Source organism: Pseudomonas tritici, from assembly GCF_014268275.3.
Classification (GTDB): Bacteria; Pseudomonadota; Gammaproteobacteria; order Pseudomonadales; family Pseudomonadaceae; genus Aquipseudomonas; species Aquipseudomonas tritici.
In genome coordinates, this window is record NZ_CP077084.1 from 4,923,136 (window position 1) to 4,937,644 (window position 14,509).

Genomic DNA, 14,509 nt, shown 5'->3' on the forward strand with positions numbered 1-14,509 from the left:
GAATCGCTCTACAGACACCCGATCATTTCCCAGTGAAGAGGTATGCATGAACGTCGATAAAGACCTTGAAAAAGAAGTCCTCACCCGCCTGCTGCACGCTCACCCTCAAGGGTTGGGCAAGGAAGTGCTGGATAACTACCGCGGAGAAAAAGTGGTCGCCAGTGCCTTGGCATTTCTGCAGGATCGCGGGCTTATCAAGGATGGGCATGTGACCACCGATGATGCCGGGGAGTATTCGTTGAATCTGCCGATCAAGCTGACGGCGTCAGGGGTGGATGAGGCGCGGAAGCTGGAAAGTCAGACCGCCCAGTAATGTAGGGCACACCGCAAAACACTGTGGGAGCCGGGCTTGCCCGACTCCCACAATTTTGATTGGGTTTATTCAGTGAGCAGGGCATTGACCTCAGCGGTGCCAGGTGAGGTTGCTGGTCCCCAGCGTGTCACCGCCAGCGCCGCTGCCGCATTCGCCCGCTGCGCCGCTTCAGCGGGTGTAAGACCATTCGCCAACCCCGCGATAAACACCCCCGCATGGGCATCCCCCGCGCCATTGCTGTCCAGCGCCTTCACCTTGAAGCCCGGCACATGGTCGGCCTGGCCTTGTCGGCTGACCCAGCAACCATTCGGTCCATCACGCACCACCAACAATGCGGTCTCGGGCAGATGGTGCCTCAAGTCGCCCAGTGCATCCGCCAACGTACCCGTCCCCGTAAACGCCAGCGCCTCCGGGCCATTGCTGGTCCAGATATCGATACGCGGCAGCAGGGCCACCATCAGAGCAGAATCGGGTGCCTTGACCAGCGGGCCCGGGTCGAACACGACGGTGATGTGACGGGGCAGCGCCAGCAGCCAGTCGACCAACACCTGAGCCTTGCCTTCCAGCAACAGGCTGTAACCGCTGACATAAACGTAATCGTCCGATTGGGGCACCACGCCCGCCAGATCCTCGGCGCTCAAATCACCTTCCGCGCCGATATGGGAAATGAACGTGCGCTCGGTGCTGGCCTCGGTCAGCGAAACGCATAGCCCCGTGTCTTTATCCGTGCTGGGCGCCTGGGCGATTTCCACACCTTCGGCCAGCATCGCTGCGCGGGCCAGGTCGCCAAAGCGCCCGTTGCCGTGGCGCCCCAGATAGATCACCGACAGCCCATTGCGCTTGGCCGCGGCCATTACATTGAAGCCCCCGCCGGTTTCGAAGCTGGCCGATTTTGCCAGCACGTCGCCGCCGGATGCGGGCAAGGTATCGAGGGCCATGACCAGGTCGACGATGACTTGGCCGGTGTGCAGCAATCTAGACATTGGGGCTCTCTACCAAAGCCGGGCGACGGTCAGCCGCGCCGCCCAGTAGCGCATAAATCCCGCCGGCCACCAGGAAGGTGACGATCCAGCCCAAGCCGTTATGGCCCAGCCACGAGTCGGACAACGGCCCGGCGAACCAGATGTTTTCGGCGGTGGTGCCAATGGTGGTGAAGCTGAAGCCCAACACAATCGCGAGGGCCCAGGCGCCGAATGCGCGCCACTCCACACCGCCGCGATACCAATAGGCGCTGCTTGGGCTCACGTCCAGCAAGTCCGTGGGGCTGTAGTAGTGACGGTGGATCAGGTCGACCACGAAAATACCGACCCAGGCCGTAATCGGCACCGCCAGCAACGAGATGAACGTGATAAATGGGCCATAGAAACTGTCGGCGATCAGCATGAAGTAAATCGAACCGGCGAAGATTGCCACGATGTCGACGATCACCGCGTGCACACGCTTGACCTTCAAACCGAGGGTCAAGGTGGTGAGGCCTGCCGAATACACCGACAGGTTGTTGGAGAGCAGCAGCCCGCCGAACGCCGTGATCAGGTACGGGACCGCCATCCAGGTCGGCAGCATGTCGCGGATCGCGATGATCGGGTCAGTGGCCGACGCCAAGTCGTTATTGCCCACCGACAGCAGGCCGCCGAGGGTGATCAGCAACACCAGCGGGATGCCCGCACCAAACGCGGCAGATGCCACCAGGCGCGCAGCTTTTACACTGCGGTGCTGGTAGCGCGACATGTCGGCGCCGGCATTGGCCCAGCCGATACCGGTGCCCGCGGCCATGGTGCCGACGCCAATGATCATCGCGCTGAGCGGTGCCGGCGTGGCATTGAACACTGCGCTCCAATCGATAGTGGCGCAAAGGAAGCCGCCGACCAGAATGTTCAAGGCGCCGAACACGTAGGTGGCCCACTTCTGGATCACCAGCAGGGTGGCGTGTCCGAGGCCGGATACGGCCAGGGTCAGCAGCACGAAGATCGCGATGAATATCAGGGTGAGTACCGGTGCGCTTTTCGCTTCCACCGCAGAACCGAACAGGATCGAACTCAACGACAGCAGCACAAAGGCCGCTGTGGTGGTGTTGACGGTTTCCCAGCCCAGGCGTGACATCAGCGACACCAGCGTTGGGCCGATATTGCCGCGCACGCCAAAGATGGCGCGGGACAGCGTCAAGCTGGGCGCGCGGCCACGCCGACCGGCGATGGAGATGATGCCTACCACGGCAAAGGAACCGGCAGCGCCGAGGATCGCCACGATGATTGCCTGCCAGATCGCCAGGCCGCGAAACGCCACCAGCGTCGCGCCAAGCGGTAAGCCAAGAATGCTGATGTTGGCCGCAAACCACACCCAGAACAGTTGCAGCGGGTGCCCGTTACACTCGCTTTCCGGGACCGGTTCGATACCACGTGTTTCCAATTGCCCAGCGCTCTGGCCGGAAGAGGTGCTGCTCATGAGGGACGCTCCTGGTGCCTGTATTGTTGTAATTGTGGCAAAGAATCCAATCTCTAAGCCGGTCATCCTGACTCAACGCAATCAGTGTGGGAGCTGGCTTGCCTGCGATAGCGGTCAACCCGTTAGTGCATCAATGGCTGGCACACCGTCATCGCAGGCAAGCCAGCGCCCACATTTTTTGCTCTGCGGTGTTCAGCGCAATGTGAGCAGCCCTTGAACCAACGGCTGCAAATCCAGGCCGTTGACCTGCTTGACCTGATCGATCATTGCCTCAGGCCAGCACTGCATGCCCAGGCATGCGCCCAACATGGCACCCAGAATCGCGGCGATGGTGTCGGTGTCGCCGCCAAGGCTGGCGGCCAGGCACAGGGCCTCGAAGGCATTCATCTCGCCCACCGCCACTTGCTGGGCCAAAGCAAAGGACACCACCACCGACTCCTGTGAGGCCACGGAGGTGCCAATCAACTCATACAGCAGGTCGGCGAACAGGACCTTGTCACCGCTGTCGACGCTCAACGTCCGCGCCCAACTGATGCGCGTGGAAATACGTCCGCCGGCAATCCAGTGGCCATGGTTTTCGGCTTGTTGGGCGATTTGCATACCGATATTGAGTGCCTCACCCAAATCCACGCCGTTAATGCCAGCCGACACCACCGCCGCTACCGCCGCTGCACTGGAGATACCCAGGGTGGTGTTATGGGTGACCTGGCAGGCCTGGATCACCGCCTGGATGAAGTGCGCCGGGTCGCTGACATCCGCGGCGATCCCCACCGGCGTGATGCGCATCGCGGCGCCGTTGGTGGTGCCATAGCGCCCGGATTCTTCCGGCGTGTGGCCGGCGAGGATCATGTCGATCGCGCGCTTGGTCGATGGGCCGAGTAAATCCTGCGAGCCCTTGGCACGCATGACTGCCTCCCAGTCGATCAGGCGCTGGGCGAGCACGGTGGGTTCAATCGTGCCCTGGCCTTCCACCAGCAATTCGCCCACCAGGATCGCCTGCTCGGTGTCATCGGTGATGGAGCCGGCGGGCATGTTTGGCGCGATGGGCTGGTCGGCATCGGCATCTTCCAGGCCGGTGATAGCACCGAAGCGCGCCCGGACTTGCTCGCGGCTCAAGGATTGGGTGGGCATACCCAGGGCATCGCCCAAGGCCAGGCCGTAGAAGGCGCCGAGGGCGCGAGTGTGCGGGGTCATTTCGAATGTCCAAACTGCAGGTGCAGACGAAAGTGCAGAGGATCGAGCCAGCTTTCGACGTACTCCATGAAGCGCTCGCGACGATCGTAGGTCGTGCGCGACGCCTTGAGAAACACCGTGCCTGCAGGGCGACCAAGCAACTCGGCGTCTGCATCGCTGAGGGGCTCGGCACCGATCCACTGGTCACCTTCGGCCCCGACATACCCGTAGGCTGCCAGGGTGATGGTCAGGGAATCATCGATCAGGCCCACGTCAGGCAGGCTCTCCAGGCCTCCGGAGGCTGGCATCAGCGAGCGCTCCAGGGACACGGCGGTGCCGTCGGTAGTGCGGCGGCGCCGGTCGAGGGCGATGAATTGGTCACTGCCGAAACGGTTGAACAGGTCCGGGCGAGTCACCGCTTCCAGGCGCAGGATATCGGTGCTCACCCGCGCGCCGGTGTCGGCCAGGGCTTGGGCCCAACCGCTATGTTGGTCGAGCACCATGCCGTCAAAGGTGACGATGGAACCGACGCCGCTCTGGGTCGCGATGTAATTGCGCCGTTTGAGTTCAGCCAGGGCTTCGCGCAGGGTGCCGCGACTGACCGCAAACTCCTCGGCCAATTGGTGCTCACCCGGCAACAGAAAACCGTCGACCATCACTCCGCCCTCGATACGGCGAATAAGCTCGTCGACGACGCGTTTTTTCTTATCAAATCGAACATGTCTAATCATGTACAAATTGATAACCGAAACCGGTTATTTACAGCAAGCGAATTATTTCAGGAACGTGAAAAAACGGGCCCTAAGGTTCCAGCCCAATACGGAAAAACTCCCCAGCGCTCCAGACACCAAGCCAGTTCTGACCGTTGATCGGACGGCTCACCGCCAGCTCCACCAATTGGTAGAACGCGTTTCGATGCACCAAGGCTTCAAGGTTGGTGCGCACCCGAATGTAGGGCGCGGGCTCCTGGGTGAGCGGATCGATCACCACGCGCAACGGATGTTCAAGACCGGCTTCGACCTGCTCATCCACGTTGGTGGTAAAACGCAATACCTGGCTTTCGCCCTGCCCTTCGACTTCCAGGGTCACGGCGACAAACGGCGCATCGTCGACGGTGATGCCGACTTTTTCCACGGGAGTGATCAGGAAGTAATCATCGCCATCGCGGCGGATGATGTTGGAGAACAGCTTGACCATCGGCTTACGCCCGATCGGCGTACCCTGATAGAACCAGGTGCCGTCGCGGGCGATGCGCATGTCGATGTTGCCGCAGAAATCCGGGTTCCACAGATGCACCGGCGCCGGTCCCTTGCCTTTGGGCAGTTGGGCCAACAGATCGTTGGCCTTGGCGGAATCGGTCATGGGCTTCTCCTGGTGCTTATTGATCACTCATCCCAAGCAGGCCGCGGGCGTACTGCGCCAGGGGGCGGGCAATCAAGTCTTCTGGCTTATTGTCGTGGAACGTCAGTAAACCGCCACGACTGCGAATACGCGCAGTATCAATCAAATACTGGGTGCTGGTCTCGATCAACATGATCTGGATGACACCGTTGTCCAGGCCAACACGATCAAGGGCCTGCTGATCAGCCCACTCGTCGGCATTGCCGATACGGTCATCCGCTGCGGCAAATCGGCAGTACAACAGGTAGTGAGCGCCGGCTGCACGGGCTTCGGACATTGCCTGCTCCAGACCTTCCGGTTGACGGGCGCGGCGGACCATGGGGAAGTATTCGACGAAGCCGTTGAAGGCTTCCTCTGCCACCACGTTAGGACGCGGGTAGGCACTGCCTGGCGGCACGAAGGCACCCTGGGCGATAAAGATAAAGGAGTCCGGCTGCACGCGAATCGAGGCCGTGCGACGGGTGTCACTGTGGTCGAGCAAGCCGGCATCGCTCATCTGATAGCGGGTGCCTTCGGCCATATCGCTGACGGTCATGCAACCACTCAGCGTCAACGACGCCAGCAACAAAACCAGACTACGCATCCTAATCCTCCAGAAGCCGGTGACGGAAAACCGGCGAATGGGCGTGAGATGCAGATTCTGCGCCAGCTTGACGACAACACATAGCAAATGTGGGAGCTGGCTTGCCTGCGATGGCGGTCTGTCAGTGGCCTGATTGGGTGACTGACATTCCCATATCGCAGGCAAGCCAGCTCCCACAGTGGCGGTATGCCGGATTGAAATTGATCAGCCGCCAATAATCTTCATGATGGTGGCACCGCCGGAGAACGCCACTTCCTGTTTATCCCCCAACGCCTTCATCAACAGGCCTTGCAGCGCAGGCAGCGCTTGATGGCGCGGCTTGTCCAGCAGGTCGCCGACATAGTGACGGTTGCTCGACGACAGGCAGCCATGCAACCAGCCGGTGGACGACAACCGCAGCCGTGAACAGGTACGGCAGAACGGCACACTCTCGTTGGCAATCACGCCAAAGAAACCCTTGCCCGGTACTTCGTAGCGTACGGCGGTGGCGTCCACGGGGGCATTGGCTTGCAGGTATTCATACCGTTCGCCGATCAGGCTCAGCAGTTGCTGCAAGCTGACAAATTGCTGCAGGAACGCGTTGGAGTCCTTGGCCAGGTGGCCCATGCGCATCAGTTCGATAAAGCGCAACTCGTAGCCGCGCTCCAGGCAGTAATCGAGCAGCGGCATCACTTGGTCGAGGTTCTGGCCGCGCAACGGCACCATGTTGACCTTGATCTTGATCCCGGCAGCGCGGGCCTGGTCCATGCCATCGAGCACGGTGGCCAAGTCACCGCCACGGGCGATGCTGCGGAAGGCGTTCGCATCCAGGGTGTCGAGGGAGACATTGATGCGCTTGATCCCGGCCTCCACCAGCAACGGCAGTTTGCGCGCCAGCAGTTGGCCGTTGGTCGTCAAACTGATGTCACTGAGGCCCATCTGCCCCACTGCGCCCATGAAGGCTTCCAGCTTGGGGCTGACCAGCGGCTCTCCGCCGGTAATGCGCAGACGGTCGATGCCGGCCGCCTCAATAAGATAAGCCACGCCGCGCGCCATCGCCTCGGCCGAGAGTTCGTCCTGGGCAGCCACCAGCCGCTTGCCGTTAGGCACGCAGTAGGTACACGCGTAATTGCAGGCTGAGGTCAGGCTGATCCGCAAATTGCGAAAACGCCTGCCTTGACGATCAACGATCATGGATCACTCCGGCAGAGGATGATTCGGGCGCGCTAAAAGCTGACTGATAAATCAGCTTTTAGCAAGAGTCCATGCCTGAGTATATTCCTGGGGTACTGCGCGTGGCAGCAAATCATTACGTGGCGGGCGTTTCAGCCGGTGGCTGCTCGGCGCTGTGCTTGCGCTTGTTGCCCATGCGCACGCCGATATCCATCAGGAACTGGAAAAAACCTTCCTGATCTTCCAGCACATTGCTCCAGAACGGCGAGTGATACAGCGCGACAGCACCGTGTACCAAGGCCCAGGCGGCGCAATAGTGGAAATACGGCGGCACGTCTTCCAGCTTGCCTTCGCTGATGCGACCCTTGATCAGCAGCGTCAGGCGCTCGAAGTTCGAGGCGCGGATCTTGTGCAACTCCTCGACCATTTCCGGCACTTGATGGCCCTTGACCACCTTCTCTTCCAGACGGTCGAACAGGCGGTAGCGCTGCGGATCGCGCATGCGGAACTCGAAGTAGGCGCGGGACAGCGCTTCCTTGTCCTTGTCCACATCGGCCGAGTGCAACAGCTCGTTCAAATCACGCTCGTAGTCGAGCATCAGGCGCAGGTAAATCTCGGCCTTGGACTTGAAGTGCTTGTAGATCGTGCCTTTGCCGATACCCACGGCATCCGCAATCATCTCGACGGTGACGCTGTCTTCACCCTGTTCGAGGAACAACTTCAATGCGGTGTCGAGAATTTCCTGCTCACGGCGGCGAAACTCACGGACCTTACGGGGTTCTTTGTGCATGAGAAAGAGGTCTGCAGAGGTCGAAATAGGGAGGGTTGCGCAGGGCCACGGATACGTGGCGATACGATTTACCCAGTGCGAGGGATTATCCCGACTGAACGGTCGTTGGGCAATGTCTATGTGAACCCGTAATGCACTTTACTTTCAGCGCACCAACGTTTGCATTGATTTCAGTCAGAAATAATACGCAACAACTGCCCCTGTACACCTGCTTGATGAGAACTCAAGCGAAGCGCGCGTATTCCAAATCTGTTTAAAAAACGACCAGTCGCGACTGGACTGAATCGGATACTGATCAATACTTGAACTGTCGGCGTGACATCTCCCCCAAGTGACGCGTCGACCTGGGTACCAACGGACCGCGTGCCCTTGTTTTACTCCTAATGGTCTTAGCCCGGATTCACCCCCCCAGAACCCGGGTTTTTTTTGCCTGCGATTTAGTTATCTACACAATGCTGTAGTGAGCCGGCCACGTGAGCCAGCGGGAACAGGCGCTTGAAGTTCTCGGTGGTCTGTTCGGCAAAGCGCTCGTAGGATTCGCCGCGCAGCATCGCCAGGTAATCCGCCACATCGCGCACATACTCCGGCAGGTTTGGCTTGCCGCGATGTGGGATGGGCGCCAGGTAAGGCGAGTCGGTTTCCACCAGCAGGCGATCGGCCGGGACTTGGCGCGCGACGTCGCGCAGGGCGTCAGCATTGCGGAAGGTAACGATGCCCGACAGGGAAATGTAGAACCCGAGGTCCAGGGCCGCCTTGGCCATGTCCCAGTCTTCGGTAAAACAGTGCAACACGCCAGCCTGGGGCAGCGCGGCTTCGCGCAGCAGGGCCAGGGTGTCGGCACGGGCGCCACGGGTGTGGACGATCACTGGTTTACCGGTCTGTTGGGCAGCCTGCAGGTGCAAACGGAAGGAGGCTTGCTGCAACTCGGCGGCTTCGGGCTCGTAGTGATAATCCAGGCCGGTTTCACCGATGGCCACAACGCGCGGGTGATTGAGTTCGCCCAGCAGCCAGTCGAGGGCCGGGGCTTCGCCGGGCTTGAGGTCCAGCGGATGGATCCCCACCGAACAATCCACATCGGCATACCGATCAGCCAGGGCTTTGACGTCGGCAGCATTTTCAGCGCTGACGCCGATGCACAGGAAGTGCCCTACTCCGCGCTGGCGTGCCGCTTCGAGCGCGGCGTCAAGGGAGCCGCCGTGCTGGGCAAGGTCAAGGCGATCAAGGTGGCAATGGGAATCTACGAGCATAAGAATTAAGTCACTGAAAGTGTTTGACCAACGATACCCGTCAGCCAGGGAAATTAACGCCGGCCAAGCAAACCGACCCACTGCACCAGCAGCGCTTCAAGCAACAGCACACGGTTGAGGTTGGCTTTGCCGAGCACCTTCTGACGCTGGGCGAGGATCCAGTCCTGGATCGTCAGCACTTTGTCCTGAGCACTTTTTTGCGCCAGGTACTGCACCACTTTGCGCATGTCCGGCAGGCCCAGGCCGTTTTCATCCTGGGTCAGCTGGTAGCGCAAGATCAGGCTCGACCAATCGCAGAACCAATCGAACAGCAATAGCAGGGGAACGTCCTTCCAGGCGGTTTCAGCCAACTGGGTGGCGGACACTTCCTGCTTGATCAGTTTCTTTACGCCCTCCACCACCAGTGCGCGTTGCTCACGCACACCTTGGGCTTGCAGCTTCACCGCGGCCAATGGCGAACCCGCGGCCAGTGTCAGCAACTCGACCCGTTCTTCCTGACTGCACTGCGGCAACGCCTGCGCCAGCCACTCAAGACTCAGCGCCTCGCTTGGCAGCGGGCACGCCTGCTGAACGCAACGGCTGCGGATGGTCGGCAGCAAACGGCTCGATTGGTGGCTGACCAGCAACAACACGGTATCGCCAGATGGCTCTTCCAGGCTCTTGAGCAAGGCGTTGGCGGCGTTGATGTTCATCGCCTCCACCGGCTCGATCAACACCACCTTGCGCCCGCCCATCTGCGCGGTTTGCACTACGAAGCTGACGAGGTCACGGACTTGGTCGACCTTGATCGCCTTGTCGGCTTCCTCGGGCTCCAGCACGTAGTTGTCGGGATGGCTGCCGGCCTTGAGCAACAGGCAGGATTTGCACTCGCCACAGGCTTCCAGGTCGACCGGGCGCTGGCACAGCAGCCTGGCCATGAGTCGCTCGGCCAAGTCCCGCTTACCGATACCCACCGGCCCATGCAACAGGTAGGCATGGGCGTGGTGAGCACGGCCGGCCAATTGTTGCCACAGGCTGGCCTGCCACGGATAGGCTTCAGGCACGGGCGCGCTCCAGCAGTGTTGGCAACAGCGCGTCGATGGCTTGCTGCACCTGGGCCAGCGGTTGGGCCGCGTCCAGCAGGTGATAACGCGCAGGCTCGGCCGCAGCACGTTTGAGGAACGCGGTACGGACCGCGTCGAAGAAGGCCTGGCCTTCCAGCTCAAAACGGTCCAGGCGACCACGGGCACTGGCGCGGGCCAGGCCCACTTCCACCGGCAGGTCGAACACCAGGGTCAGGTCAGGGCGCAGGTCGCCTTGGACGAAGGTTTCCAGAGTGGCGATGCGCTCCAGGCACAAACCCCGACCGCCACCCTGGTAGGCATAGGTGGAATCGGTAAACCGGTCGCAGATCACTACGGCACCGCGCGCCAGAGCCGGGCGAATCACCTCGGCCAAGTGCTGGGCGCGCGCGGCGAACACTAGCAGCAGCTCGGTGTCCGGGTTCATCTGCTCTTCACCCGGAGCGAGCAGCACCTCACGGATGCGCTCGGCCAACGGCGTGCCGCCGGGCTCACGGGTCAACACCACCTCGATGCCTTGGGTGCGCAAGCACTCGGCCAGGTAATCGCGGTTAGTGCTTTTGCCGGCGCCCTCGGGGCCTTCCAGGGTAATAAACAAGCCAGTCACAGGCAGTCCTTAGTCAGAATTATTGCGGGCTTGGCGGCGCAGTGGTGTCCGGCGCAGGCTCGGCCGGTTTATCAGCTGGCACATCCGCCGGTGGCGTTGCGTCTTCCGCAGGCTTCACCACCGGTGCCGGACTGGAGCGGTAATCGGCGCGGCGTTTGAGTTGAAACTCGCGCACGGCGGCATTATGCGCATCCAGGTCATCGGAGAAAATATGGCTGCCATCGCCCCGTGCGACGAAATACAGGCTGCTGCCCGGCACCGGATTCAGCGCGGCATGGATCGCCTCGCGGCCGACCATCGCGATAGGCGTCGGCGGCAGACCGGCAATCATGTAGGTGTTGTAAGGGTTGGCTTCCTTGAGATGAGCGCGGGTCAACTTGCCGTTGTAGCGCTCGCCCAGGCCGTAGATCACCGTCGGGTCGGTCTGCAACAGCATGCCGATCTTCAAGCGACGCACAAATACCCCGGCGATCTGCCCACGCTCCTCAGGTACGCCGGTCTCTTTCTCCACCAGGGAAGCCATGATCAGCGCTTGATAAGGGTCAGTGTATGGCGCATCGGCGGCGCGCTTGCTCCACTCCTGAGCGAGTACATCGTCCAGGCGGTTGTAGGCTTTTTTCAGGAATTCGACGTCGGTCATGCCACGCACGAAGCGGTAGGTATCGGGGAAGAACCGCCCCTCGGGGAACACGCCAGGGTGGCCGAGTTTATCCATGACTTCGCTGTCAGTGAGGCCCGAAAGGCTCTGCACGATCTTTTCATGCTTGGCTAAGGCCGAGCGCACCTGGCGGAAGTTCCAGCCTTCGACCAGGGTCAGGCTGTATTGAACCACTTCGCCACGCTGCCAGAGGCCGATCAAGCCCTGCGCCGTCATGCCAGGCGTCATGCGGTATTCGCCGCTGTGCAGTGGCTGGCCGTCGAGGTTGAAGCGCCAGTACAGGCGCAACCAGAACGCGCCGTCGAGCACGCCATCGGCTTCCAGGCGATTGAAGGTACCGGTCGGGGTCGCCCCTGCCGGTACATCGAGCAATTGCTCCTGGGTCAGGTTCAAAGGCTGCTTCAAGGCAGCATCGAACTTCCAGGCCGAATAGCCCAACAGCAAAGCCGCCGAGAACAGACCGACCAGCAGCAGTACAACCAGTTTTCGTATCAACTCAAATTTCCAATAGCGCGCGAACAATGCCCTGCAGTTTACGGGTGAGCGGGCCAACCGACCAGCTCATCGCAGCGTACCCGCGCACAGGCCAAATGCCATAAACGCTGTTGCACACAAAGACTTCGTCAGCCTGCTGCAACTGCACGAGGCTGATGTCGGCCACGGCCACCGGGGTGCCCAGCGCTTGAGCCTGGGCCAGAATCTCGGCGCGCATCACGCCGGCAACGCCGCAACGCGTCAGATCAGCGGTTAGTAACAAGCCGTTGCGCACAAGGAACAGGTTGCTGAATACGCCTTCGATGACACGCCCAGACATGTCCAGCATCAAACCTTCAGCGTGCTCGGCATCCTGCCATTCGGCACGGGCGATCACCTGCTCAAGGCGATTCAGGTGTTTGAGGCCGGCCAGCAGTGGCTGCTCGGCCAACCGGGTGGCACACGGAAACAGGCGGATGCCGTCGGCTCCATGGGCGAGGGGATAAGTAGCGGGCGGGTTGCCCTGCAAGATACGGCGCACTGGCGCGCCAGGGTTGATGCCATAGCCACGCAGACTGTCGCCACGGGTAAGGATCAACTTGAGGACACCGTCGCCAAGGGCGGCGGCATAGGCCAGCACTTCGTTGCGGATCAAAGGCTGATCTGCAACCAAAGCGAGGCGCCTGCAACCCTCATCGAGGCGTTGCAGGTGACGGTCGAGCAGCACCGGCTGCCCGGCCCTGACGGCGATGGTTTCGAACAGCCCGTCGCCATACGCCAGGCCGCGATCTTTCAGGGGCACGTTATCCGCTGGCTGACCGTCGACCCAGCTGTGCATCACTCGGCGAACCGGCGGAACACCAGGGACCCGTTAGTGCCACCAAAACCGAACGAGTTGGAGATCACCACGTCGATCGGCATCGGCTGCGCTTCGTGAGGCACGAAGTTCAGGTCGCAGCCTTCGTCCGGCTCATCAAGGTTGATGGTCGGGGGAGCGACCTGATCCTTGATGGCCATCACGCTGAAGATCGCTTCAACCGCACCCGCCGCGCCCAACAAGTGGCCGGTCATGGACTTGGTGGAGCTGACCGCCAGCTTGTAGGCATGCTCGCCGAACACCGACTTGATGGCTTCAGCTTCCGCCAAATCGCCAGTCGGCGTCGACGTGCCATGGGCATTGATGTACTGCACCTGGTCCGGGTTGACCTTCGCATCGCGAAGGGCGTTTGTGATGCAACGCGCAGCGCCGGCACCGTCGGAGGGTGGCGAGGTCATGTGGTAAGCGTCGCCGCTCATGCCAAAGCCGATCAGCTCGGCATAGATGGTCGCGCCACGCGCCTTGGCGTGTTCCAACTCTTCCAGCACCAGGGCACCGGCGCCGTCGGACAGGACGAAACCATCACGGCCTTTGTCCCACGGGCGACTGGCGCGGGTGGGCTCGTCGTTGCGGGTCGACAGTGCACGGGACGCACCGAAGCCGCCCATGCCAAGGCCACAGGCCGCCATCTCGGCGCCGCCAGCGATCATCACGTCGGCTTCGTCATAGGCGATGTTGCGCGCCGCCATGCCGATGCAGTGCGTGCCGGTGGTGCACGCCGTAGCGATGGCGTAGTTAGGCCCCTGTGCGCCCAAGTGGATGGACAGGAAACCGGAAATCATGTTGATGATCGAGCCCGGCACGAAGAACGGTGAAATTCGACGGGGCCCGGAATCGTGCAACGTGCGGCTGGTTTCTTCGATATTGGTCAAACCACCAATACCCGAACCCATGGCCACGCCGATGCGGTCACGGTTGGCGTCGGTGACTTCCAGGCCGGCGTTCCGCACTGCCTGAAAACCGGCTGCCAGGCCGTATTGAATGAACAGGTCGAGTTTGCGAGATTCTTTGACCGAGAGATATTCCTCGACATTGAAGCCCTTGACCGAGCCGCCAAAACGGGTGGAATAGGCAGAAAGGTCCGTGTGTTCGATCAGACCAATACCACTGTGGCCAGCCAGAATGCCCTGCCAACTGCTCGGCACATCCGTGCCCAGTGGCGACAACATACCCATACCGGTGACTACGACGCGTCTACGCGACACAGCACTCTCCTTTTTCTAATGACGACACTTTTGCTTCAGCGCTCACATTTCGTCAGGGCTAAAGAAAAAACCGCACGCCGTTACAGCAGTGCGGTTTTTCCCTGAAAGCAAGCGACGACTACAAACTATTACGCCTGGTGGCTAGTAACGTAGTCGATAGCAGCTTGAACAGTAGTGATTTTTTCAGCTTCTTCGTCCGGGATTTCGGTCTCGAATTCCTCTTCCAGAGCCATCACCAGCTCAACGGTGTCAAGGGAATCGGCACCCAGGTCTTCTACGAAGGAAGCAGTGTTGACCACTTCTTCTTCCTTAACGCCCAGTTGCTCGGCGACGATTTTCTTGACGCGCTCTTCGATGGTGCTCATACCTTGTTTAACTCCTAATGGACAAATTCAGGCAGCTGGCCAGTGGGTAAGTGTATAGAAAGCCATTTCAGCTTTTCAACTGAAAGCTTCACCCAGTACCCGGTCGGCCACCCGCCTATAAATTAAGTTGCAGCTTTATAACGGATTTTAGACAGCTCGTA

Annotated in this window: 16 protein-coding genes; 1 reads left to right on the top strand and 15 read right to left on the bottom strand. The window is 60.7% G+C overall.

Features of this window, described 5'->3' with window-relative positions:
* The first annotated feature begins 46 nt into the window (after positions 1-46).
* Complete coding sequence (locus HU722_RS22370) at positions 47-313, top strand: hypothetical protein (protein ID WP_065873955.1); 267 nt, start codon at positions 47-49, stop codon at positions 311-313.
* A gap of 65 nt (positions 314-378) precedes the next feature.
* Here the strand turns inward: HU722_RS22370 and HU722_RS22375 are convergent, their stop codons facing one another.
* The 15 genes from HU722_RS22375 to acpP all read right to left on the bottom strand — a co-directional run bounded on the left by HU722_RS22375 (position 379) and on the right by acpP (position 14,348).
* On the bottom strand, positions 379-1,296 hold the full coding sequence (locus HU722_RS22375) for a PfkB family carbohydrate kinase (protein ID WP_065881312.1): 918 nt from the start codon (positions 1,294-1,296) through the stop codon (positions 379-381).
* Entirely contained in the window at positions 1,289-2,755 is a 1,467-nt protein-coding gene (locus HU722_RS22380; RefSeq protein WP_065873957.1) for a purine-cytosine permease family protein, read from the bottom strand. Before HU722_RS22380 ends, HU722_RS22375 begins: the two co-directional genes overlap by 8 nt.
* Before the next feature lie 192 nt (positions 2,756-2,947).
* Positions 2,948-3,949: an ADP-ribosylglycohydrolase family protein gene (locus HU722_RS22385; RefSeq protein WP_065881314.1), complete on the bottom strand. Its 1,002-nt coding sequence runs from the start codon at positions 3,947-3,949 to the stop codon at positions 2,948-2,950.
* The gene (locus tag HU722_RS22390) at positions 3,946-4,659 is read right to left on the bottom strand and encodes a GntR family transcriptional regulator (RefSeq protein ID WP_065873959.1); all 714 of its coding nucleotides are present in this window, start codon (positions 4,657-4,659) and stop codon (positions 3,946-3,948) included. Before HU722_RS22390 ends, HU722_RS22385 begins: the two co-directional genes overlap by 4 nt.
* 70 nt (positions 4,660-4,729) lie before the next feature.
* A complete protein-coding gene (locus tag HU722_RS22395) occupies positions 4,730-5,290 on the bottom strand; it encodes a DUF1285 domain-containing protein (RefSeq protein ID WP_065873960.1) in 561 nt (186 codons plus the stop codon).
* A gap of 16 nt (positions 5,291-5,306) precedes the next feature.
* Positions 5,307-5,912 (bottom strand): DUF4823 domain-containing protein, encoded by a 606-nt coding sequence (locus HU722_RS22400; protein ID WP_065873961.1) that lies wholly within the window; start codon positions 5,910-5,912, stop codon positions 5,307-5,309.
* Between the two features lie 204 nt (positions 5,913-6,116).
* The gene (locus tag HU722_RS22405) at positions 6,117-7,085 is read right to left on the bottom strand and encodes a GTP 3',8-cyclase MoaA (RefSeq protein ID WP_065881319.1); all 969 of its coding nucleotides are present in this window, start codon (positions 7,083-7,085) and stop codon (positions 6,117-6,119) included.
* A gap of 115 nt (positions 7,086-7,200) precedes the next feature.
* Entirely contained in the window at positions 7,201-7,854 is a 654-nt protein-coding gene (locus tag HU722_RS22410) for a TetR/AcrR family transcriptional regulator (RefSeq protein ID WP_010208394.1), read from the bottom strand.
* 437 nt (positions 7,855-8,291) lie between these two features.
* Positions 8,292-9,101, bottom strand: a complete 810-nt coding sequence (locus HU722_RS22415) for a TatD family hydrolase (protein ID WP_065881320.1) — start codon at positions 9,099-9,101, stop codon at positions 8,292-8,294.
* Positions 9,102-9,154: 53 nt separating this feature from the next.
* Positions 9,155-10,144: a DNA polymerase III subunit delta' gene (locus tag HU722_RS22420; RefSeq protein ID WP_065873964.1), complete on the bottom strand. Its 990-nt coding sequence runs from the start codon at positions 10,142-10,144 to the stop codon at positions 9,155-9,157.
* The gene (tmk, locus tag HU722_RS22425) at positions 10,137-10,769 is read right to left on the bottom strand and encodes a dTMP kinase (protein ID WP_065873965.1); all 633 of its coding nucleotides are present in this window, start codon (positions 10,767-10,769) and stop codon (positions 10,137-10,139) included. The genes HU722_RS22420 and tmk overlap by 8 nt, the downstream gene beginning before the upstream one ends.
* Positions 10,770-10,788: 19 nt before the next feature.
* Entirely contained in the window at positions 10,789-11,922 is a 1,134-nt protein-coding gene (gene mltG, locus HU722_RS22430; protein ID WP_065889843.1) for an endolytic transglycosylase MltG, read from the bottom strand.
* Position 11,923: 1 nt separating this feature from the next.
* On the bottom strand, positions 11,924-12,739 hold the full coding sequence (gene pabC, locus HU722_RS22435; protein WP_065889845.1) for an aminodeoxychorismate lyase: 816 nt from the start codon (positions 12,737-12,739) through the stop codon (positions 11,924-11,926).
* Positions 12,739-13,983 carry a beta-ketoacyl-ACP synthase II gene (gene fabF, locus HU722_RS22440; protein ID WP_034108354.1) on the bottom strand — a complete coding sequence of 415 codons (1,245 nt, stop codon included), beginning with the start codon at positions 13,981-13,983 and terminating at the stop codon, positions 12,739-12,741. Before fabF ends, pabC begins: the two co-directional genes overlap by 1 nt.
* Positions 13,984-14,111: 128 nt before the next feature.
* A complete protein-coding gene (gene acpP, locus HU722_RS22445) occupies positions 14,112-14,348 on the bottom strand; it encodes an acyl carrier protein (protein WP_003175607.1) in 237 nt (78 codons plus the stop codon).
* Positions 14,349-14,509 lie beyond the last annotated feature (161 nt).